This window comes from Sporosarcina contaminans (assembly GCF_042679045.1).
GTDB lineage: Bacteria > Bacillota > Bacilli > Bacillales_A > Planococcaceae > Sporosarcina > Sporosarcina contaminans.
Map to the genome: position 1 here is coordinate 15,887 of NZ_JBHTLT010000130.1, position 22,767 is coordinate 38,653.

Here is a 22,767-nt window from a genome sequence, read left to right on the forward strand (position 1 = left end):
TTCGTCTAACCGCTATAATGATTGCATGTCAAGAAGGATAATAGAAGGTGGACCAGACTATGGGAAAAGATACAGAACGAGCATTGAAATTATTTATTGTACTTTCAAGAGCAAGCAAGGTTGTTTTAGAAGAAGCCAATAAGTTAACCGACACGTATAATTTGAATCCTACGGAATTCGCCGTATTGGAGCTTTTGTATCACAAAGGCAGACAGCCAATTCAAAAGATCGGACAAAAGATTTTGTTGAGAAGCGGATCTATGACGTATGTTGTGGATAAGCTTGAAAAGAAGGGTCTCCTTGAACGTGTTTTCTGTCAAGAAGATAAAAGGATTACCTATATGTCGATTACCGACGAAGGAAAAAAGAGGATTGAAGAAATTTTTCCGTCGCATGAAGAAAATATCAAATCAATCATGTCCGCGTTAACAGAAGAAGAACAAGAAACAGCAATTGAATTGCTTCGGAAATTGGGGCTATCTGTTAAAAGTTTGTCCTGAGGCAACAAAAGACTGCTCGTATATAAAAGACTGTAGAGAATGTTTCTTTTCATCTATCTACAGTCTTTTTATGATTGATAGATAGGAATTAAGATTTACTCAGTAGGGCTGAAATGTCGGGGATAATTGTTCTGAGAGCGTTAACTACCATTTTCTCTATCATGAAAGCTCTATGCAATAATTTTCATTTGTGATCTTTGGATTTAAAAATCGGCCTTTCTAAAAATGGTGGTTTGGTCTCTAGAATCAACGATATTTTGTATGTTTCCTTCCTGTTGTTGTGGAAAAATAATAATTGCTTGGAGTGGAAGGTGGCGACTTCTCGGAAATGCGCGCACTTCCTTCGAGCGGATGATTCGGTGATGCTGATTTAATGTCCTGCGAAGCGTGTCACTCCAAATGGCTTGCAAATAAAAGCGAGGTGTTAGGAGCACATACTTTCCAGAACATAGAACGAAGAACATACTTTGCGAGTGAAAAAAGTCTTCATTTCCAAAAATAATTGCAGAAATACGGCAAATTGAACTCTTCGTTGTTCGATTGGTTCACACGCAGAAAGCGTCTGCCTAAAACGGAAACCCAACCACAATATGGTCAAAAAAGGAACTGTCGTAGAAAGTCAATTTTCACTGACTTTCTGGACAGCTCCTTTTCATTATTTCTTTTGAATTGTTTCACCCATTTGAATGAAGTCGTTGTAATGCTCTGCTTCAGGTGAATCAAAAATTGTCAATCGAATGAGTAAGTCTCCTTGTTCAAAAACAATTCCAGTTATTGGGCTATCTTCTGACTGTACTGTAAATGCTTTTACTCGTTCAATTCCTTCGGCGGAAGGCAGTTTTTCTTCATCCGTTACTTCTGTCAATTCTTCCGTATCAGCGGATGCTTTCAACGTTTCTTGCATATTTTCAAGTAAATATTCATAGTCGCCGTCAGCAGATAACTGCGTTTCAATTCTCATAAAATATTCGCCATCATCACCGAAATACAGACTGTCACGTCCTGGCTCTTCACTCGTTAAAGTATATTCAGGAAGCACGTATAAGGCATAATCTTGAGCATCGCTATCTTGTAGTGCTGCTTTGTCCATGTCGGACTGCACGTTTTCTTGCTCTTGTCCCTCATCCTCATTTTCATCTTCCAACGATAAATCAGTATCATTTGTTTCGTCTACATTCGTCTCTGTTTCATCCACAACGCCGCTTGAACCGTTCGATTTTTCATTGTCATTGCCTGAATCAGTTCCACAGGCGGTAAGGATCATCGCAGCTGAGAAACCAGTAAGTAGAAGCTTCCAATTGATCTTCATAAAAAATCCCTCCTGTCACTTTATTGGACGTACAATGAAGTGGAATGTTTCAGTTCTCGTCATTTCCATGAATAATCGTATATCGTTTATGGTTGACGACTGTTTTTTCTTCTAATTCCAGCTCATCGAAGTTTTCCATGAAAGTAAGATCAACGATGACGGAGTTTTCGTTGACTTTTTCAACGATTCCTTGCAGTCCATCCTTAAATTCTATAATATTTCCGACTTCCGCAATTTTCATAGCGAAATCAACTCCTTAAGAGATTATCTTTTATAGTTTGCCTTAAAACATAGTAAAGGTAAAGAAATTTACTTGTAAATTACGGAGTAAATCGTTGGTTGCCGAAAAAAACGAATTGTCGAATTAAGTCGAAAAGTAAGTGCCATTCTATTCAGATTTCATAGTATAATAAGACTTTAAGATTGTTGCCCTGGGGGGAATGCGCTTGAATCTAAAAATTATAAAGAAAATCGAAGCAGCGCGCAATGAATTGATTCGATTGGCAAAAAGTGAAGGTCTTTCTTCTGAAGCAACCATCGAGAGCAGCAAAGCGCTTGATCGTTTGTTAAATGAGTATATGAAACTTGAAGGGGAGTTCAAGCGATCACGGAAAGGGCAAAATTGAAAGGGTGATGGAATTGGTGTCGATCAAGGAGTTTAGGGAAGAGCTGAATACGGCAGTCGTTGGCCGCGAACAGGAATTTGATCTCATGTTAATTGCGTTGTTGCAGCAAGGCCATGTGTTATTGGAAAGTGTGCCTGGATCAGGTAAAACAATGATGGCAAAAAGCTTTGCCAATGCTTTTAAAGGTGATTTTAAACGGGTGCAATTCACGCCTGACGTATTGCCATCAGATGTAACGGGCATCCGGTTTTACAATCCACAAACGCAGGAGTTCGTATTGAAAGCAGGCCCTGTTTCAACAAATATTTTATTAGCTGATGAAATTAATAGAGCGACGCCGAGAACACAATCTAGCCTGCTTGAGTCGATGGAAGAAAGGCAAGTGACAGTAGACGGCGAAACGATCAAATTACCGACGCCATTCATGGTCATTGCTACGCAAAACCCAATTGAATCTCAGCAAGGAACCTTTCCTTTGCCGGCGGCGCAGCTAGACCGATTTTTGTTTAAAATAAAAATCGATTACCCTACTTTTGAGGAAGAGCATCTTATTTTGAAACAATATGGAACACGTCCTGGTGCGATCTTAACGAAAACGGTTATTGATGCAGACGTTGTAGGAAGATGGGCAAAAGAAGCAAGTGATGTAGTTGTACATGAAGATATTGAAAGGTATATTTTAAAAATTGTTAGGGCTACGAGGGAGCATCCGCTAGTAGAGTTAGGGCTCAGTTCACGGGCTGCGCTAGCTATATTGCAAGCTACAAAGACAAGAGCTTTCATAGACGGCAGGAGTTTTGCAACACCAGATGATGTGAAGAAGATTTTAGGACCTGCAGCACTTCATCGTATGGAGCTTTCCACAGAAGGTGTTTTGACGAAAGGGATGGAAGAGGTTTTACAGGAAATCGTCCAGTCGATCGCTGCACCGTTAGAGGCGACAGTTTAATGAAATGGACTCGTTATGAAACAGGATTTTCAGCGATCCAGCAAGGCATGGTTATTACGTTCGTTTTTGCTATATTTTCATTCCTCCTGTCACAATTATTACTAACAGCTTGTTTTGCAGCCGTATTTGCGACATTGGCTTATCAAAATCGTTATTTCTCGAAAGTAGGCCAACATTTTACTTTAAAGGTCAAATCAAAACAAAACCGTATTTTGATCGGTGATGAGGAAGAGTTGATTTTGGAAATCGAAAATGGTGTCGTACCGATTTGGAATGCAGTTTTGACGATGTCAATTGAAGATGCAGTTTTGCCGAAAGAGGTACCATTAAAAAACTATAGCGGTATTTATGATTTGACGGTGCCTGTTGCTGTTGGCAGCAATAAAAAAATTGAGATTAAAATACCGCTTGAAGGGAAGAGAAGGGGAGTTTCTCGTATTACGAGGGTTGTCATAGAGATTCCGCATCTTTTTGGGGATGGCTTTGTCATGATGGAATTAGACGAGCCGATATATTATCAAAGTTTAGTGTATCCAAAAATCACGCCGCTTGATGGATCATTGAAATCCTCTCCGTTTAAGCCAGGCGAGGTTGAACAAAGGCAATCGCTTTACCGTGATACTTTCCAGCCTGTTGGAACGCGTGACTATGTTCCGACTGATCGGTTCGATCAAATTCATTGGAAAGCGAGCGCTCGAATGCAAAAGCTTCAGACGAAGGAATTCCTTCCGGTAAGCTCCCAAAATGTTGTACTTATGTTGAATGTTATTGAAAAAGATCGGAAGAGCGAGGACTTTGAACGAAAGGTTGAGAGGCTAACTTCTTATGCACATTTTTGTACGAGCCATCAAATTCCATATTCCGTAGCGATCAATATTCGAACATTTGGAGCGACGCCATATATCTTTATTCCGGCTAACCAAGGGAAGATTCATTTTCTGAAGGTGATGGAAACGCTCGCGCAAATTTCGGATAAACATGCGAAAATGCCTTTTGAAGATGTAATGCAAAGCATGGCTGCAAAAGGCCAACTGTCTCCGACGATTGTGTTAGTTAGCCATGAAACGAATCGTTTGAACAGCCTTTGCTATAAGTGGTCGAAGCAATATAAAGTCATTTTAGATCACGCATATGAAGGGGAGGAGCAGAAATGGGACATGACACAGCCGCAATTGACCAAAATCGATTCATTTTATCCGAGCGCCTAATTGTTGAACTGTTTCTAGTCTCCTATATATTCATCTTCTTCTTGGGGGAAACTGGGTCGTACATGCCATATATATGGATGACAATTGCGATTCTTGGTGGTATTGCAGCTTTTTATGTGTTCAAATCTCGCGATTATTCAATTGGCTATGGAATAGGACTATCTTTCATGATGACAGCACCACTTTATTTCTTTGGCGTACCGTTTGTAAATATCTTGTTTTTCTTTATCTACACTTTATGGAGAATGCAATACAATTTTAATGGATCTCGCATTAAAGGCTGGCCGTTCTTTTTTGTCAATTCAATCGTGTTCATTGTGCTGTATTTATTAACTCGAATCATTTTCGTCCATAATATTCCTGAACCATTGATGCAACAACAAATCATTATTTATTTTGTTTCTTCAATTTTGTTTTATTTTATCCGAATGATAACAATATGGGTGAATGGCAGGCGGTTTGGAACTTTAAAATTCATAGAAACTGGTAAAGTATTTGGTTCTATTTTAGGTGTGGGGACAATTGTATTTATTGCGGTTTTATTTATTTTGCAACCAATCAGGTCAGGGGTCATTAAAGTATTTAGTTACTTATTGAATTTTTTCTTTTCAATGTACGGTAAAATATTGAATCCGATCTATAATTTCATAACAGGTTCGAATAGGAGCATCGAAGAAGAGGAAGGCGAAAGCGAATATATTGATTTCGAAATGCAAGATAAGTATACCGTTTTCGGCAACAGTGATCGAATCCTTTTTGAAGTAGTGTCATCAGTTGTCGTGTTTATCGTTTTGATTGTGGTTATCGTCATCCTGTTTAAAAAGAGTAAAAAGCGTTTACTTGCTGGGGAGCAGATGAAACACACTTTCATTTTTAAGGGTAGACGCAATGAGAAGAAATCTGTAAAGTCATTGCGCTATGATTATTCAGAAGCGAACGATAAAGTTAGAAAAGCGTTTAAATCATTTGAAGAAAATGCCCAATCCGTAAATTCACCTCGTATGGTAGGAGAAACTGTGAGGGAATGGTTTAAACGGATGGGGTGGGGAGAACAAGAAATCGTATTTAATTTATATGACCAAGTAAGATACGGTTCTTATCCTATTTCAAATGAAGAGGCGGAACAATTTTTGAAAGCGCTTGATAAAATAAAAGAAATATTTTTTAAAAAAGATGTTTAAGAAGCATGAAAAGGGGGGATATTAAGATTGAACACAGCAACATTCTCATTTCCCCCTTTTGAGGACAGACCCATTATCGGATCTGTCCTCCTTTTTTATTGTCGAAAGACGGATTGTCAATCGTATGAATCTTTTGATACGATAAATAAAAAAGGTGGGGTTGACATGGACAAGTTATCAATTGGTTTTATAGGAACTGGTGTTATGGGAGGAAGTATTGTTAAGCATTTGCTCGCTGCTGGCCATAAAGTGACGGTATATACTCGTTCGAAGCACAAAGCAATGCCACTAATAGAAGCTGGCGCCAATTGGGCGGACACACCTGCACAAGTGGCTAAATCAGCGGATGTCGTAATGACAATGGTTGGTTATCCATCTGATGTGGAAGAGGTCTATTATGGAGATGAAGGGATTTTTCAAAGTTGCAAAGAAGGCCAAATCGTCATTGATTTGACTACCTCAAGCCCGTCATTAGCGAAAAGGATTGCAAAAGATGCCGCAGAAAAAGGTATGTCATCTTTGGATGCTCCTGTATCTGGTGGAGATATTGGTGCTCAAAATGGCACGCTATCGATAATGTGCGGTGGAGATGAAAAGACTTTTGAGCATATGCTCCCGCTATTACAAGTTTTCGGCAAGCAAATTGTCTACCAGGGTGAAGCCGGGGCTGGCCAACATACGAAAATGAGCAATCAAATCGCCATTGCAACAAATATGATCGGTGTTTGTGAGGCATTGATTTATGCGAAACGAGCGGGTTTGGATGCGAATAAAGTGTTGCAATCCATTTCATCTGGTGCAGCGGGATCATGGTCTTTAAGCAACCTTTCTCCAAGAATGTTAAAAGGAGATTTTGAGCCAGGCTTTTTCGTGAAGCACTTTTTGAAAGATATGAAAATTGCTTTGAAAGAAGCGGAAGAAATGAGTTTGCCTTTACCAGGCCTTCGGTTGGCTAAAGAAATGTACGAAGAACTTGTCAATGACGGCTATGGAGATAAAGGAACGCAAGTGCTGTTTCAAAGCTATGAGAGATAAAGTAAATCTATTTTCGATGTGAAAAATTAGTTAGACGTTCCCTTCCTACATGTTTTATTGTGTGCCTTACGTTATAATCAATGATGAATTTTGTTAAAAAGGGACGATTGCTTTATTGATAGCATCGAATAGAGAGGAATCATTTCAATCATGAAACTACCTGAAACGATTAATAAAGAAGCATTGGATGAATTGCGCATCAAAATAACACGTTTTGGCATGGCGTATAAATTTGCATTGGATGAAATTAGTACGAAGGTAAATATTTTAAAAGAAGAGTTCCGCCTTGTGCATGATTACAATCCAATTGAGCATGTAAACACACGTGTAAAATCTGCGGAAAGTCTAATGAATAAAGTTCAAAGAAAAAACTTGCCGTTATCGTTAGAAGTAATTCAAGAAAGCATTAAAGATATTGCAGGGATTCGAATTATCTGTTCTTTTGCATCAGATATTTATCGAATTAGCGAAATGATCCAAGCGCAATCTGATATTGAAGTAATTGAAGTGAAGGACTATATCCAAAACCCAAAACCTAATGGCTATCAAAGTCTACATATTGTTATGAAGATTCCTGTTTTCATGTCAGACCGCACGGTAAAAGTTTATGTAGAAATGCAAATTCGAACGATTGCAATGGACTTTTGGGCGAGCTTAGAGCATAAAATTTATTATAAGTACGATAAACAAGTTCCTGAACATTTAACAAGCCAATTAAAAGAAGCTGCAAATACTGTAGCTGACCTTGATCGGAAAATGGAGTATTTGAATAATGAGATTAATATTTTGAAGGAAAACGAACAAACAGATCGTATTGAAGATCTGATGTTTAATCCAAGAGAAATGCTGCTACAGATGTTGAAGGGCGTAGAAAAAATTAATAATTAAGTCGGTCAGAAGATTGATGATCAGAATCCATTTTGAATATTTTTCAAAATGGATTCTTTTTGTCAAAAAAATAGTGAGGCGATGTTTTTCCTTAGGCACTTAGGAGAGGAAGCTTTTGAGAAGGAGACGAAATTCGTATTGTTTATACACCTTATCGATCATCTAAATAGGACGAACGGAAAGATTGTGGTTGTTTTTGCTGTTTCCGTTTCACTGTAGCGGTTTTAATAGATTTTTTGATAGGTGGGTGGATGCCTAAGAAATTTTCGACTATTGTTTTAGCGGCTTGCAACCCCATCCGTTCTTGGGGGTTTCTGTATGACTGATTTTGATCACCTAAATGGGGGAGAGATGTAAAATCTTCTTTTTCAGGTAATGTGTGAAATAGAAAGTCACTGCATTGCACTAAAACGGTTGAGCTTTGCCGACTGAATTTTGGCTGTTCAATATAATGCAATCCAATTTTGGTGGCATTGCCTGTCTTAATTAATTTTTGGATCGCCATATTTTTTAACATGTAAAGATGTTTATTGTCAGGGGCGGTTTTTGCATGTCGGTTGATTGTGTAAATGGCAATAGCAATTTTTCGAACTTCTTCCTCTTTCATACGGCAACCTCCTTTATTATATAATCAAAAAGGCCATTCACTCGGGAACTAATTCCATTATAAGTTAATCATAAACATAAATTGCATTTTTGCAATGTGGACGGATAGATATACGGATAAATATTGGTGAAACTACTATATTTTTGTCGAAAATACAGGTATACTGAAAAATAATAGCGATGGCAAAATCATTACCTTTCTGAAAATTTAAATAATCTGTTTTGCATAAATAGTGGAGTACGTAAAATACGTGGAGGCATTCATGAAAAACATACAATCGAACACGGAAATGATAATGGCCGAGCGGGCAAAAAGAATTGAAATCGAACAAAAATATATGTCAGTCATCGAACATAATTTAGATCCAATCTTTACAATTCAAAAGGATTTTAAAATTATATATGCAAATAATGCCGTTCATACGACATTTGGATATCGTCAGAAAGAATTGACTGGCAGATCAATCTTTAACTTTATTGAAGATGATAAGAATAAAGATTTCGAGATGTACTTGCGCATGGCGTTTTTAGGTGAGGCAATTGAGCTGGAAGGCATTTCTTTTTTTCATAAAAAAGGTCAATACTTACCTTCCTATATGAAAACAATTCCGGTGGCAATTATGGGAGAAGTGCAAGAAGTCCATTTGATTTTACGTGATACATCCGTCCAATCAAAAAACAACGAGCGGTTGCTGTTTTTGTCCTTTCATGATCAATTGACAGGCCTATGGAATAGGCGTGCTTTGAAAGAACATTTTGACGGTGACACGAAGTATCCACTTTGCAAAGATGAAAACATTTCTTTCGTCCATTTGGATTTGGATCGGTTTAAGACGATTAATGATTCTTTAGGCCGGAATGGTGCGGATGAAATTTTAAAAAAAGTAGCAGAGCGTATTAAGACGGTTTGTCCTAAGAATGGAAGTATTTATCGAACAGGCGGCGATGAATTTATCGTTTGTCTTCGAAATTATTCCATTGAACAAACGGAGAAATTTGTTCAAAAAATTTTAAGTGATTTTAGTAAACCCTTTTATTTTGAGCATCAAGAGTATTTTATTTCATCCTCTATCGGCATTGCTGTTTTTCCAGATGATGGAACAGGGTTGGAAGAATTACTACAAAAATCGGAGCAAGCAGTTCAATATGTGAAGGAGCGTGGACGCGCCCATTACCGATTTTTTCAGGAGGAAATGAACTCTTCGTTTTCAGATGTAGCACTAATGGAAGCGCATTTGAGAAGGGCTATTGAGTTTGATGAATTTGAAATCCATTATCAGCCACAAGTGAATTTGAAGACAGGGCAAATTGATAGTTTTGAGGCCTTGCTAAGATGGAATAACCGAAAATTCGGTTTTGTTTCCCCGGCTCAATTTATTCCGATGGCGGAGGAGTCAGGTTTTATCCATTCGATGGGAGATTGGGTAATGGACCAAGTATGCAAACAGCTGAAAGAGTGGCAAGGGAAGAATTTTCGTCCAGTCCGAATAGCAGTCAATATTTCTCCGAAGCAATTTCGGGAGGGATCTTTTGCTCAAAAAGTAAATTTTTTAATTGAAAAGTATGGCATTCATCCTTCGTCGTTTGAAGTCGAAATTACGGAAAGTGCTTTGATGCATATGGGAGATACGCTATCGACTTTAGAAAGCTTAAAAGAGACAGGTGTGACAATTTCAGTAGATGATTTTGGGACAGGCTATTCTTCTTTAAGCTACTTAAAACAATATCCGATCGATATAATTAAAATTGATCGATCCTTCATTAAAGATATTGAAATGGACCAAAAGAACGAAGCGATTGCAAAAACAATCATTAATTTAGCTCATAATCTTGGTATGGAAGTTATCGCAGAAGGTGTAGAGAGAGAGCTACAGGTGAAAATTCTATTGGAAGCGAATTGTCATAAGGCACAAGGCTTCTTATTTAGCAAAGCGATCCCTGCAACAGAAGTTGTAAAAAAATATTTAGTATAATCGATAACTGCCCTGTGCTAAATAAAGGGCGGTTTTTTTTACGGTAAATATGAATTGCGTGATGGTGCAGATTGCTAAGACACTGCCCAAATGCTTTGAGCAGTTATGTAGAAAGAAAATTGAATGGATTTACAAGATTGAAAGTTTCGGATATGATTGTGAGTGAGTATTCATTCAGTTTGAAGTGGGGGGATGTATATTGTTTAACGAAAAAGTGATCATCGTTACAGGCGGTTCAAGCGGTATGGGGAAGCATATGGCGAAGAAATTTGCAGATGAAGGTGCGCATGTCATTATAACAGGGCGTGATGAAAAGCGTTTGCACGCCGCTCAGGAAGAAATCGGTGGAAGTTGTTTCACGTATCAGATGGATGTGCGAAATATCGAGCAAGTGCAAGGAATGGTTGAGTTTGCCGATGAAAAGTTCGGTAAGATCGATGGGCTTATCAACAACGCTGCTGGTAATTTCTTAGTGCATGCTGAAGAATTATCTCCGAACGGGTGGAAGGCTGTAATTGATATTGTGTTAAATGGTACTTTTTATTGCTCGAGTGCTGTCGGTAACTACTGGATAAAAAATAATCAACAAGGCTCCATTTTAAATATGCTTGCAACGTATGCGTGGGATGCAGGTCCGGGAGTTGTTCATTCGGCGGCTGCAAAAGCTGGCGTTATGTCGCTTACTCGTACATTGGCAGTTGAATGGGGTCGAAAATACGGCTTTAGGGTGAATGGGATTGCACCTGGACCTATTGAAAGGACAGGCGGCGCTGAACGGCTATTCCAATCCGAAGAGGCTGTGCAAAGGACAATCGATTCCGTGCCGTTAGGACGTGTCGGAAAGCCTGAGGAAATTGCTGAATTATCAGCATTCATCATGTCGGACAAAGCTTCTTATATGAACGGTGAAATTGTAACATTGGATGGTGGGCAATGGCTAAACCAATATCCTTTCTAAAAGAGTAGAATGAGAAAAATTGCATATCCTACCTGTGACAAACAGGAAGGAGGATGCTCGTTATGTTCATGTGGGATATTTGGCCTGTTCCCATTGGAATCGTTATTATAGTCATCGGAGCGGTGTGCTTTTTCTCCGTGCGAAGCTATAATAGGATGAAAGTTGTGCTTAATGAACGGGATCAAAACGTGCCCGACAACGTTGAAGATCATCCATTTACTATGAACCCGATACTTTGGGTGATCGGCATTGCAGCTCTATTCATTTTATTTGTCATCTTTTACTACTGGGCCTCTTCTTTATGAAGAGGTTCTTTTTGTTCTGGTATTCTTTTGACGACTGCCCATTCTCAAAACATTTACAATTTGCGTATTAAGAAGGAATGAAAGCCTATGCTTGCAGTTATAACGCTAAGATTTTTAATTGTATAATTAACATTGAGGTATTCCTTATTGGCGGAGTATTTTTCATTATTATTATTTGTAAAACAGTGCGTTTTATCCTAAAGAATTAGGTGTTAGAAAAAAGTGTGAAATGAAGAATTAGGGGAAATTACAATATATAAAAGAACTATTTTTCCGTTTTCAATTTGTAGCTTTTGAAAACGGTGCACCCATTGCTTTCCATTATGGTATGATGAAGATGTAGATATTTTATGACAGCCTAGTGCACAGAAGGAGCGGATTTTATGATTTCTGTAAATGACAGGGATTTTCTTTACATGCCAATTGCCGACTATATTATACCAGCTGAGAAAGTAGCACATGTGCAAATTGGTAATAATGCGGAACACGCCCTTCTTGTCCTTACCAAAACAGGTTATTCTGCTATACCGGTTTTAGATGCAAAAAATCATTTAAAAGGGTTACTTGGTATAGGCATGATAACGGATTCCATTTTAGGACTTGAACGAATTGAATATGAACGTCTTGAAGATTTAAAAGTTGATCAAATTATGCAGACTGATCTGCCGCAAATCCGGACAACGGACAAATTTCAGAAAGGTTTAGATCTACTAATCAATCATACTTTCTTATGTGTAACAGAAGAAGATGGGACATTTGCGGGTATACTAACGAGAAGAGTTATGCTAAAACAATTTAAAAAATACATTTATACAAGTCGATAATTCCAAAAGGGGATTGTCGGGATTTTTGATGCGACCGAATCGAATTCATTAGGTAGCAATCAATATACCTGAAGGGGCTCCTCGTAAAACAGGATCCCCTTTTATTATTTTTACATAGAAGGGGTTGCGACATATGACGACGAAACGCCCATTGGTTTTAGTATCCGTCATGTTGGCTATGTTTGTAGGGGCTGTGGAAGCAACAATCGTTTCAACGGCCATGCCATCCATAGCAGCGGAGCTTGGGGGATTCTCAAGATATAGTTGGATTTTTTCTGCTTATTTATTGATGAGTACTGTAACTGTACTTATTTATGGAAAATTGGCAGATATTTTCGGGAGAAAACCGATTTTCTTTATTGGGTTAACGATTTTTTTAATTGGTTCATTACTATGTGGATTCGCTACAACGATGGAACAACTTATTATCTATCGGCTAGTGCAAGGATTGGGAGCAGGTGCAGTTATGCCAATTGCGACTACGATTGTTGGAGATATTTATTCCACTGAAGAACGGGCAAAAATACAAGGGTACTTATCGAGCGTATGGGGGATTTCAGCAGTTTCAGGTCCTGTTATCGGGGGATTGATCGTCCAATATATGGATTGGAAATATGTATTTTGGGTAAATATTCCATTGGGTTTACTTGCCATGGCAGGCATCTACTTGTTTTTACAGGAGCCTAAAATGGAAAGGAAAGTATCGATTGATTATGCAGGAGCTATATTGTTGACGCTTGCCCTATCCTCAATCCTATTTTGGTTAGTGGAGGGTGGACAATCTTTCGGAAGGTTGTCGGCAATCAGTTATTTGTTAATCATAGTTAGTGCAATTTTATTTATAGCATTTATATTCGTAGAACGGAAAACTGAAGAACCGATGATGCCTTTTGCAATATGGAAAAATCCTGTTATTCTCTACGCCAATTTAGTGTCATTAACAACTGGGGTCATTTTAATAGGCGTCTCATCTTATTTGCCGACTTTTGTTACAGGCGTCATGGAAGAGCGGGCGATTATTGCAGGCTTTACTTTGACTGCTATGTCTATCGGTTGGCCGATTGCATCTTCTGTTGCGGGGCATTTGCTTATCCGTTACGGAACATTTAAAGTGTCGTTTGCCGGGGGCATTTCACTCGTCATAGGATCTTTAATGTTCGTATGGATGACAGGTGATTCGGGTCCACTTTGGGCTGCCGTTTCAAGCTTTTTTGTCGGGATCGGAATGGGATTGACGAGCACTTCCTTCATCGTAACGATTCAAGGGGCTGTAGGAAGGGAGCAGCGCGGTGCTGCAACGGCTGCTAATATGTTTATGAGGAATTTTGGAAATACTGTAGGAGCTGCAATTTTCGGTGCAGTGCTCAATGCAACTTTATTAATGTCCTACAGTAAAGAAGGCATTGAGGCACAAGTCGATGACATTAATTTACTTTTGACGGAAGAGTCGAGAAATATGCTCTCCTTGGAAAGAATGCGTTCTTTGCAATATGCGCTTGATCATTCATTGCAATGGGTGTATATAGCGGTTGCCATGTTTGCGGTTATTAGTTTTCTGCTCATTTTAAAAATCCCACGTGGAAAGGTGATTCAGCATGACAACGACTGAGCTTGAAATTATTAAAGCTTTACATGAAGAAGGGAATATGCGCAAAGCGGCAGAAAGGCTATTTTTGTCGCAACCGGCATTGTCTCAGCGGCTCCAGACAATTGAAAAAGAATGGGGTACATTATTGTTCATCCGTTCTCAAAAGGGATTGGAACCGACGCCAGCAGGTGAGTTGGTCATTGCATATGCAAAAGAGACGATTGCTAAGAAAGAAGAAACTGCGGAAATGATTGCTTCGTTGGCAGACAAAGTGCACGGAACATTAAAAATCGCTTGCGCGTCAATTGTCGGACAAACATGGCTTCCGCAAGTATTGAAAGAGTTTGTACAATTGTATCCAGACGCTAAAATATCATTAATGACTGGATGGAGCTCTGAAATTGTAAAAGCGCTGTACGAAGGAGAAGCGCATGTTGGTATCGTCCGGGGACAAGTCGATTGGAAGAGCAGAAAAAGCTATTTGTTTAGGGATCGGCTCTATTTAGTAGACAAGGAAATTACAATGATTGATGAGTTGAAGAATGCGACGCGTCCATTTATACAGTTTAAAAGTGATTCGAATTATTATATGGAAATACAACGGTGGTGGCAACGTCATTTTTCGCAAAACCCGGGAAGACAAATTACCGTAGATCAGATTGAAACATGCAAACAGCTTGCGATTAACGGTATTGGCTACGCAATATTACCATCCATTACATTAGCAGGTGACGAGAAGGTAAATAAAATTCCATTGTTGAACAGTGAGGAAGAATTCGAGCTGACGAGGGATACGTGGCTCATCGGTTATGATTCAACATTTGCTCTTAAACAAGTGAGCGCTTTTACTGAAATTGTGCAAAAACATGCAGAAAAGCTGAGAAATGAAACATTTATTAAGTAATTGGGGGAACCTTCCGTATTATGCAACGTACTAACTATATAAAGGAAATAGAATTTTAGAAATTTAAATAAGCAGAAGCACTCCACTTCTGCTTATTTAAATTCGCCTCCAGCAAAAATGGATGTTCAAAATTTGAACTGAGAAAGCACAATAAAATTTGATCAGATATTTGCTTGAGGCGAGATTGATATTTATTGACGGGGGGATCTGTTACATGCGGAAGAGAAGGTGGGGTATACTCCTGATATTTTTCATCGTTTTCCTTAGTTTTCCGGCAGCTTATGTTAGTGCGGCGCCTGAACTAAAGGTAACGGTTAGTGCAGGAATTGACGGCAAGGTGAAATACGGTAGAGGTGCGCCTGTTTCGATTGTTATTGAAAATAATGGCAGTGCGTTTTCAGGAGACTTGATTGTTGATGTCCAACATTCTTATGAAAATGGAGTGGGTGAAGTTTTTCCGATTGATATTGGAGAAGGGGAATCGAAGACGATTTCTTTCGTAATACCGAAAATGTATGACTTCAATATGTACAATCCAAATAATAAATCCATTTATTTGTACGAAGGTGGATGGAAAAATGGTAAGGAAATTGCCCATAAAGGGGCCCAGCAAATTAATGCAGCAATGTATCATGACGATACGAAGTTAATGGTTGCATTTACGGATAACATGGACCGCCTTACATCGTTCAAAGGCATACGTACGTCCACTACAAATAGCACCCAATTGATAAATGCTACTAAGATTTCAAAGTTTCCAGATGAATCGGTAGGATGGGAGACTAGTGATATTATTATTGTAGACGAATATCCGATTGCCGATTTAACGAAAGATGAGCAAGAAGCGATGTTGCAATACGTCCAGTCGGGCGGCATGATCCTATTTGGAGGCTCTGATCATATTGCAGCTGAAGCGGGCGTCTTTGCTGAATTTTTGCCGATAGAATTCAATGGCAAAACGAGTATTGAACCACAAGTATTTAACGAGTTTACTTCAACAGAAGGATTCGACCAGCAAATTACCATGAATGCAGGTACTTTGCGGCCTAATGCCAAGGCAATTTTCACTTCTGATGGGAATGTATTAGTTGCTTCTAAAGAGGTCGGAAGGGGATTGGTCATTCAAACGGCATTTTCTATTGGAGACGAACCATTATCAAAAGCAACAGGTGGCTCCGCTTTATGGATGAAACTTCTCGATGCAGCCAAACCATCTAATTCCCAAATGGGCGGCATGAATTATTATGACAATCCATTGGAGTCTTTGCGTTGGACGATGGGTAATTCAAATGAATTATTTCCAAGTTTCAAAGTGTCTGCGCCAGTAATCATTGGCATTATAATTGCTTATATTGTTCTCATTATTCCTGTACTTTATTTTATTCTGAAACGTAAGGATAAACGGGAGCATGCATGGTGGATCATACCTGCTATTGCGGTGTCGCTCTCCATCTTCATATTTGCATACGGCGCTCGGGAGCGTATCGGCAAAGCGCAAATTCAACAAACGGCTGTCATGGAAGCAGACCAATCTGGAAAGCTATCAGGCTATTTCGTTGAGTCAATTTTGACGAATAAGGCGGGAGATTTCGTGTTTGAAGCACCAAAGGAGACTGTATTGTCGATATCATCGCCAGTTTATTACAGTAGCTTTTTCGGCGTCAGCGCTATGGGCGGTACGCCGCATAAGCAAGCAATTTTAGAGAGAGATGCTACCGGGCAGAAAATGCATGTTCGTGATATTGGTTATTGGAATGTTTCCACTTTATATGGTCAATCTTCGGCTGAGGTTGATGGCAATTATAGTATTGATTTGACCGTTGCAAATAAGCAGCTAACTGGTACAATAACGAATAATTTCCCATTCTCCTTGAAAGATGTTGCAATTTGGTCGGGCAACAAACTTATTGCAGTGGGTGATTTAGGACCAGGGGAATCAAAAAATATTAATGAAACGTTAAAAACGTCCACATTGCTGCCGAAAAGGTCGATTTATTCAATGTACATGGGCCAACAGCCGGCAAACACGGACGATTTAAAAAAGATGAGAAAAGATAGCATCATTAGCTATACAGGTGAATTTATTAACAACCAAGGCTCATTGCCGGCCATAATCGGTTACACGGATACACAGTTAGTGCCCGTTAATTTGAGCAATGCAAAAGCTTCTATGGATGCAATGACGATGGTCATTCAGTCATTCAAGCCAACCGTCGAATTTTCTGGTGAATTTTCAGTTGATCCAGAGATGATGGAAATGACGATGATTTCAGATGTAAATAAACACGAAGCTTATTATTCGGGATACCAAAACAATATGTATTATTTTGATGAGCAAGTGTATGTCCAAACGTGGAAGCTTCCTGAAGAAATGAGGGCAAAGAAATTCAAGTGGAAGTCATTGGAAATAAGCGGCATACAAAATAGTATGTATTCTGTAAGTGTATGGAACGAACAAACAGAAGAGTTTGAAAAACTTGAAGAGGGAAAAAGAGTCACTTTGGATTCTGTAGGTCAGTACTTATCTAAAGAAGGAGAAGTTAAGTTGCGACTTGATTTTGTAAACCAAAATGGCACTGAAGCATTAGCGCCACAAGTAAGGTTGAATGGCGAGGTGACACCATGATTGAGATTAAAGGGCTTACAAAAAAGTATGGTAGCTTTACTGCATTGGATCATTTAGATTTAACATTGAATGAAGGCACTGTGTTTGGTTTCGTTGGTGCCAACGGAGCTGGGAAGTCTACAACTTTCCTTATTCTTTCGACGTTGTTACAAGCAACTTCAGGAGAAGTGCTAATTGATGGAATAAACGTTCGAGAACAGCCATCGGAAATTCGAAAGTTAATTGGATATATGCCAGACTTCTTTGGTGTGTACGATCAATTGAAAACGGATGAGTACCTTGATTTTTATGGGGCAAGTTACGGGATTCCTTTAGAAGAACGGAAAAAGCTTATTCCACAATTATTGGAATTAGTGAACTTATCCCATAAACGTTATGATTATGTTGACTTATTATCACGTGGAATGAAGCAGCGGCTATGTCTTGCAAGATGCTTAATCCATGATCCGAAAGTGCTCATATTGGACGAACCGGCTTCAGGACTTGATCCGAGAGCACGGATTGAAATGAGAGATATATTGCGTACATTAAAAGGAATGGGCAAGACAATATTAATTTCCTCGCATATTTTACCTGAATTGGCGGAGATGTGTGATGAAATTGGTGTCATTGATAATGGAAAATTAATCGCCCATGGATCTGTTTCAGAAATACAGAAAAAGCTTCAAGGAGAAAAAGTAATTACAGTTCGTATAGCAAGTCATTTAGATGAAGCTGTAGCGTTTTTTGAGGAACAGCCATTTGTATCTTCTATTGAGGAGCTTGAAGACGGAAACGGTCTAACATTCCAGTATAAAGGGACCGAAGAAGAGCAAATTGAGCTATTAAAGAGAGCGATTACGAAAGGTGTTCCGATACTTACTTTTATGGAGCATGTCACAAATTTAGAAGATGTATTCATGGAAATTACGAAAGGGGCCGACTGAATATGAATTTTAATAATCCAGTTCTATTTAAGGAATTGAAGCTAAGGTTCCGATCATTTAAAGCATTTAATGGGATTTTATTCTTTCTGTTGGCCATGTGCATCTTCGTTTTTGGCTATATTTTTTTAACAGTGAACATAAGAGGAACTTCGTATTTTAGGCCAAGTGAAAGTTTTGTACTGTTTGCATTTTTATCTTTCATCCAATTGGGACTTGTGCTTTTCACGGCTCCTGGATTAACGGCTGGAACGATTAGCTCTGAAAGAGAGAAGCAAACTTTGCCGATATTATTGACGACGTCTCAAACCTCCTTTCAAATTATTGCAGGTAAAATGATGTCTTCCGTTGCTTTTTTGCTATTGCTCATCATCGCGGGAATGCCGATTTATAGTTTAGTCTTTTTATTCGGCGGCATTTCACCGTCCGATTTTGTAAAAGTGTTCGTATTTCTTTTTGTTACACTGTTGGCAGTAGGGAGCATAGGCGTTATGTTCTCGACATTAGTTAGAAAGACAATTGTGTCAATGATTGTTACTTATGGGACGATGTTATTTTTAACTGCTGTAACAGGTTTTCTATTCATTATCGTCATGCAGATGAAGATGATGAACCAAGTGAGCGGTTCGATTATCGAACCTTCTTATATCGGGTATTTCTTAGCATCTATTAACCCTGTTGTACTGTTTGCGTCATTTTTGTCTCCCGGAATATTAGAAGGAGTACAGGAAGCGACGAAAATAACTTTCCCGCTTTGGGGAGGATATTTAATTTTTTATAGTTTCATCACTGTGCTCTCTTTATTTATTGCTGTGAAAAAGTTGAGGGTGAACACAAAGAAATTGAAATAATATGGAGGTTATATAATGGATGCGTTAAAACGATACGTGCGTAAAGCGGTTGCTTCTCTTCGAATTGAAAAAACGATCTATGAATTGCAAACTGGCTTTTTCATTTCATGGCTGCTTTGCGCGCTTATCCTTCTATCCTCCAGGATGTTCGTATTTCCTTATTATGAAAGGATTGCGATACTATCGGCGATCGTTGCATTTATTGCTGCGGTGATCGTTGTCATAATAAGAAGGGCAACAGTACACGAGGCTGTTTGGAGATTGGACAGCTATTTACCAGATAATTTGCTAATCACTGCGTTGGATCAAGATGTACAAGAAACCCGGTTTGCAAAGTTGATCATACAAGAAGCCGCTATGACAATCGATTCTGCATTTGGTCAATTCAAGAAGCGTAAAAAAAAGCTTATCAATTGGCCAATTGCAGGGGGCTCGCTCATTTTGATAGCAGCAGCAAGCATCCTTTTTGCATTTCCTTCAGAAGCCCAACAAGAAGCACAAACGATTGTAGAAGAAAATGCTATTATGGAGAAGTTAAAGAAGGAAATTAAAGAAATAGCCAAAAAGGAACAGCTTCCAGAAGTGAAAAAAGAGTTGGAAGAGCTATCTAGTAAAATTGAAGAAATGGATAGTTCTGAAGAAGCATTAAAAGAAGTCTTGAAAAAGCAGAAAGAAATGAAATTAAAAGAGCAAAGACTAGCGGAAAAGAAAGATGCTGCTGAACAGGGGAATGGGGATGCCGATGAATTGTCCGATGATGAAGCGGAAATGTTGGAGCAGTTGCGTCCAATTGTAGATCAACTTTCACAGCAAGTCGGAACAGCACAAAGTGCCTTAAACAAAATTGGCAAAGCTCCTTCCCTTCCTTCTTTAGCGAATGCGGGTAATGGCTCTTCAAATAAGGCCACACAAAGCGGAAGTCAGCAAAACCAAGGTCAAGGCCAAGGTCAAAACCAAGGTCAAGGCCAAGGTCAAAACCAAGGCCAAGGCCAAGGCCAAAACCAAGGTCAAGGCCAAGGCCAAGGTCAAGGCCAAGGCCAAGGCCAAGGCCAAGGCCAAGGTCAAGGCCAGGGTCAAGGCCAGGGCCAAGGTCAGGGCCAAGGCCAAGGTCAAGGTCAAGGTCAAGGTCAGGGTCAAGGTCAAGGTCAGGGCCAAGGTCAGGGCCAAGGTTCAGGTTCAGGATCGGGATCAGTCGCCGGGAAAGGTACAGGTGGAAGAGACTTGCTGTCCATCCCAGCGGATCGATTTGGTCAAATAAATGATCCTTCAGTAGTCGGGGGAAAAATCGGAGAGGGCGAGTTTGTAGAAGAGAATGAGCGAGAAGGATTAACCGAGAGAGGAACTTTGCGTCCGTATAAAGAAGTAGTAGGGCAGTATAAAGATGCCTATTTAACAGGTGCTGACAAAATGGAACTTTCACCCGACTTGCAACGGATATTGTCTGATTATTTTTCTTCTATTGAATAAATTTGACTTAATTCAGCTTATAGCAGTACGATGACAGGAATAAATAGCGAGTTGTCAACAAAAGACATAGGCTGAATTAAGTTAACGTTTTTTAAACGATTACTGATTTTGCGATGAAGTGTACATATAGGATTAAAAACATAAAGTTGAGATTCTTACAAAGGGGGAATCATATTGGCTTATTCACCGGAACAATTTAAAGAAATTAGCGAACAGCTATCACTTGTAAAAGAAGAAATCGGAAAATTTATTGTAGGGCAACAGGAAGCCATTGAGTTTTCCCTTTATTCCATACTATCAGATGGCCATGCATTGTTGGAAGGATTGCCCGGATTAGGCAAAACGATGTTAATTCGCACGATTTCAGAAGTGCTGGATCTGTCTTTTTCGAGAATTCAATTTACACCAGATTTAATGCCTGCTGATATTACAGGAACAAGTATTTTGGAACGGAATGAAGACGGGCAACAAAAATTTGCCTTTAAGGAAGGCCCGATATTCAGCCAAATGGTTTTAGCGGATGAAATCAACCGCGCGACGCCTAAGACGCAAAGTGCGCTTCTTGAGGCGATGGGTGAAAAGACGGTAACTGTACTTGGAGAGACACGGAAAATGCAAAAGCCATTCTTCGTCCTTGCTACGCAAAACCCAATTGAGATGGAAGGGACATATCCGCTTCCAGAGGCTCAGATGGACCGGTTTTTATGCAAGATTTTATTGCCATATCCTTCAAAAGATGAGTTGAAAGAAATTATGCTTCGTACGACTGGACCGTATACGATACCGATTAAAAAGGTAATGAATACGGAAAAAATCATTATTGCCCAGGAAATGACAAAGGAAGTTGTGATCGCGGATGAGATGGTAGATTATGCTGTAGATCTTGTATCGGCTACACACCATAAATCCGAAGGTGATAATGAATGGAGTCAATATGTGCAGTATGGCAGCGGGCCGCGTGGATTGCAGTCAATCATCCGACTTGCGAAAGCGAGAGCATTAATGGCTGGACGATTCCATGTATCGATCGCTGACATTAAGTCGGTTGCAAAGCCAGCACTGAGACATCGTGTGTTAATGAATTATGAAGGGGAAGCGGAAGGAATTGATGTTGATCAGCTCATCGACAAACTGTTAGATGAAGTGAAGCAAGGGGCAAGCGTATAATGCAAAAGGAGCTTTTTCCAGATCGATTAACGAAAAGGTTAGGTTCATTGTCAATTGTAAGTCGTTCCAAACGGCTCGGTCACCATAAAGGCACCCATCGATCAAGAAAAACTGGAACGTCTTTGGATTTTTCCGACTTTCGAGAGTATCATCCTGGGGATGATTTGCGACATATTGATTGGAATGTGTTTGCGCGAACAGAAAAACCGTTCATTAAACAATATTTAGATGAACAAGAGATGAGAATTCACATTCTTCTCGACCCGACCTTATCTATGGGAGTGGACGGGAAATGGGATTTTGCAAGGCAAATGGCAATTGGTTTAAGTCATATTGCACTGAAAAGTGGAGATACGGTTTCATTTTCCACTTGGACTCATAAGAAACAGCTATTTTTCCGAAAAAAAGGGGCCCTACACAGAGCATCCTTTACGAAATTTATCTCTACGATCGATTCACCAACATCGGGAGAATCGTTTGCTGAACAAGCTTTGCGCCATATACCAAAAGCTGTGACAGTTTTATTTATTATTACAGATGGCTTGGAAGACTTGACTGAATGGGAAAAGCTGTTCCGCAAGTTACCTATGATTTGTAAAGATATTCGAGTGGCGACGATTCATTCACCACAAGAAAATTCACCCATTTATGAGGGGGATATGCGCTTTGTAGATATTGAGACAGGCAAAGAAGTTGAGGTGTCTATGTCCTCTAAAATGGTTGAAGAGTATGTACAAAGGAAAGCAAGACATGAAACTACCTTGATTTCCTTGGCTAATAAATATGGTATTCAACTGCTACGGACAGAAGTCGGTGATGGAATTATGAATACTTTTGTCAAGAAAATGCGGCATGCAGGATGGGTTCGATAGGGGGACG

22 protein-coding genes are annotated in these 22,767 nt (G+C 39.4%); 19 read left to right on the forward strand and 3 right to left on the reverse strand.

Features of this window, described 5'->3' with window-relative positions:
• Positions 1–59 precede the first annotated feature (59 nt).
• Positions 60–500: a MarR family winged helix-turn-helix transcriptional regulator gene (locus tag ACFQ38_RS17030; protein ID WP_336823380.1), complete on the forward strand. Its 441-nt coding sequence runs from the start codon at positions 60–62 to the stop codon at positions 498–500.
• 655 nt (positions 501–1,155) lie between these two features.
• Here the strand turns inward: ACFQ38_RS17030 and ACFQ38_RS17035 are convergent.
• A complete protein-coding gene (locus ACFQ38_RS17035) occupies positions 1,156–1,809 on the reverse strand; it encodes a hypothetical protein (RefSeq protein WP_336823379.1) in 654 nt (217 codons plus the stop codon).
• Positions 1,810–1,858: 49 nt separating this feature from the next.
• Positions 1,859–2,050 (reverse strand): YkvS family protein, encoded by a 192-nt coding sequence (locus tag ACFQ38_RS17040; RefSeq protein ID WP_336823378.1) that lies wholly within the window; start codon positions 2,048–2,050, stop codon positions 1,859–1,861.
• A gap of 205 nt (positions 2,051–2,255) precedes the next feature.
• On the opposite strand from ACFQ38_RS17040, the gene ACFQ38_RS17045 reads away from it, so the two are divergent.
• The 6 genes from ACFQ38_RS17045 to ACFQ38_RS17070 all read left to right on the forward strand — a co-directional run bounded on the left by ACFQ38_RS17045 (position 2,256) and on the right by ACFQ38_RS17070 (position 7,696).
• A complete protein-coding gene (locus ACFQ38_RS17045) occupies positions 2,256–2,435 on the forward strand; it encodes an aspartyl-phosphate phosphatase Spo0E family protein (RefSeq protein ID WP_336823377.1) in 180 nt (59 codons plus the stop codon).
• Between the two features lie 13 nt (positions 2,436–2,448).
• Positions 2,449–3,384 carry an AAA family ATPase gene (locus ACFQ38_RS17050; RefSeq protein ID WP_381482448.1) on the forward strand — a complete coding sequence of 312 codons (936 nt, stop codon included), beginning with the start codon at positions 2,449–2,451 and terminating at the stop codon, positions 3,382–3,384.
• On the forward strand, positions 3,384–4,592 hold the full coding sequence (locus ACFQ38_RS17055) for a DUF58 domain-containing protein (protein ID WP_381482450.1): 1,209 nt from the start codon (positions 3,384–3,386) through the stop codon (positions 4,590–4,592). The genes ACFQ38_RS17050 and ACFQ38_RS17055 overlap by 1 nt, the downstream gene beginning before the upstream one ends.
• Positions 4,535–5,773: a DUF4129 domain-containing protein gene (locus tag ACFQ38_RS17060; protein ID WP_381482452.1), complete on the forward strand. Its 1,239-nt coding sequence runs from the start codon at positions 4,535–4,537 to the stop codon at positions 5,771–5,773. The genes ACFQ38_RS17055 and ACFQ38_RS17060 overlap by 58 nt, the downstream gene beginning before the upstream one ends.
• A 141-nt stretch (positions 5,774–5,914) precedes the next feature.
• Positions 5,915–6,808, forward strand: a complete 894-nt coding sequence (locus ACFQ38_RS17065) for an NAD(P)-dependent oxidoreductase (protein ID WP_381482494.1) — start codon at positions 5,915–5,917, stop codon at positions 6,806–6,808.
• A 150-nt stretch (positions 6,809–6,958) separates the two neighbouring features.
• Positions 6,959–7,696: a GTP pyrophosphokinase gene (locus tag ACFQ38_RS17070; protein WP_336823374.1), complete on the forward strand. Its 738-nt coding sequence runs from the start codon at positions 6,959–6,961 to the stop codon at positions 7,694–7,696.
• A gap of 151 nt (positions 7,697–7,847) precedes the next feature.
• Here ACFQ38_RS17070 and ACFQ38_RS17075 read toward each other — a convergent pair whose 3' ends face one another.
• Positions 7,848–8,303, reverse strand: a complete 456-nt coding sequence (locus ACFQ38_RS17075; RefSeq protein WP_381482454.1) for a YkyB family protein — start codon at positions 8,301–8,303, stop codon at positions 7,848–7,850.
• 262 nt (positions 8,304–8,565) lie between these two features.
• On the opposite strand from ACFQ38_RS17075, the gene ACFQ38_RS17080 reads away from it, so the two are divergent.
• From ACFQ38_RS17080 to ACFQ38_RS17135, 12 genes are all read left to right on the forward strand, one after another.
• Entirely contained in the window at positions 8,566–10,275 is a 1,710-nt protein-coding gene (locus ACFQ38_RS17080) for an EAL domain-containing protein (RefSeq protein ID WP_336823372.1), read from the forward strand.
• A 199-nt stretch (positions 10,276–10,474) separates the two neighbouring features.
• Positions 10,475–11,233: a 2,4-dienoyl-CoA reductase gene (gene fadH / locus ACFQ38_RS17085; protein ID WP_336823371.1), complete on the forward strand. Its 759-nt coding sequence runs from the start codon at positions 10,475–10,477 to the stop codon at positions 11,231–11,233.
• Positions 11,234–11,295: 62 nt separating this feature from the next.
• On the forward strand, positions 11,296–11,538 hold the full coding sequence (locus ACFQ38_RS17090; RefSeq protein ID WP_381482457.1) for a hypothetical protein: 243 nt from the start codon (positions 11,296–11,298) through the stop codon (positions 11,536–11,538).
• Positions 11,539–11,921: 383 nt separating this feature from the next.
• Entirely contained in the window at positions 11,922–12,362 is a 441-nt protein-coding gene (gene cbpB, locus ACFQ38_RS17095) for a cyclic-di-AMP-binding protein CbpB (protein WP_336823369.1), read from the forward strand.
• Between the two features lie 133 nt (positions 12,363–12,495).
• Entirely contained in the window at positions 12,496–13,971 is a 1,476-nt protein-coding gene (locus ACFQ38_RS17100; RefSeq protein WP_336823368.1) for an MDR family MFS transporter, read from the forward strand.
• A complete protein-coding gene (locus ACFQ38_RS17105; RefSeq protein WP_336823367.1) occupies positions 13,958–14,854 on the forward strand; it encodes a LysR family transcriptional regulator in 897 nt (298 codons plus the stop codon). Before ACFQ38_RS17100 ends, ACFQ38_RS17105 begins: the two co-directional genes overlap by 14 nt.
• Before the next feature lie 214 nt (positions 14,855–15,068).
• On the forward strand, positions 15,069–17,480 hold the full coding sequence (locus ACFQ38_RS17110) for a hypothetical protein (RefSeq protein WP_381482460.1): 2,412 nt from the start codon (positions 15,069–15,071) through the stop codon (positions 17,478–17,480).
• Positions 17,477–18,406, forward strand: a complete 930-nt coding sequence (locus ACFQ38_RS17115) for an ABC transporter ATP-binding protein (protein WP_336823365.1) — start codon at positions 17,477–17,479, stop codon at positions 18,404–18,406. The genes ACFQ38_RS17110 and ACFQ38_RS17115 overlap by 4 nt, the downstream gene beginning before the upstream one ends.
• Complete coding sequence (locus ACFQ38_RS17120; protein WP_381482496.1) at positions 18,403–19,254, forward strand: ABC transporter permease; 852 nt, start codon at positions 18,403–18,405, stop codon at positions 19,252–19,254. Before ACFQ38_RS17115 ends, ACFQ38_RS17120 begins: the two co-directional genes overlap by 4 nt.
• A 15-nt stretch (positions 19,255–19,269) precedes the next feature.
• Positions 19,270–20,721 carry a hypothetical protein gene (locus ACFQ38_RS17125; protein ID WP_381482462.1) on the forward strand — a complete coding sequence of 484 codons (1,452 nt, stop codon included), beginning with the start codon at positions 19,270–19,272 and terminating at the stop codon, positions 20,719–20,721.
• 174 nt (positions 20,722–20,895) lie between these two features.
• Positions 20,896–21,888 carry an AAA family ATPase gene (locus tag ACFQ38_RS17130; RefSeq protein WP_381482464.1) on the forward strand — a complete coding sequence of 331 codons (993 nt, stop codon included), beginning with the start codon at positions 20,896–20,898 and terminating at the stop codon, positions 21,886–21,888.
• Positions 21,888–22,760 carry a DUF58 domain-containing protein gene (locus ACFQ38_RS17135; RefSeq protein ID WP_381482466.1) on the forward strand — a complete coding sequence of 291 codons (873 nt, stop codon included), beginning with the start codon at positions 21,888–21,890 and terminating at the stop codon, positions 22,758–22,760. The genes ACFQ38_RS17130 and ACFQ38_RS17135 overlap by 1 nt, the downstream gene beginning before the upstream one ends.
• Positions 22,761–22,767: the final 7 nt, after the last annotated feature.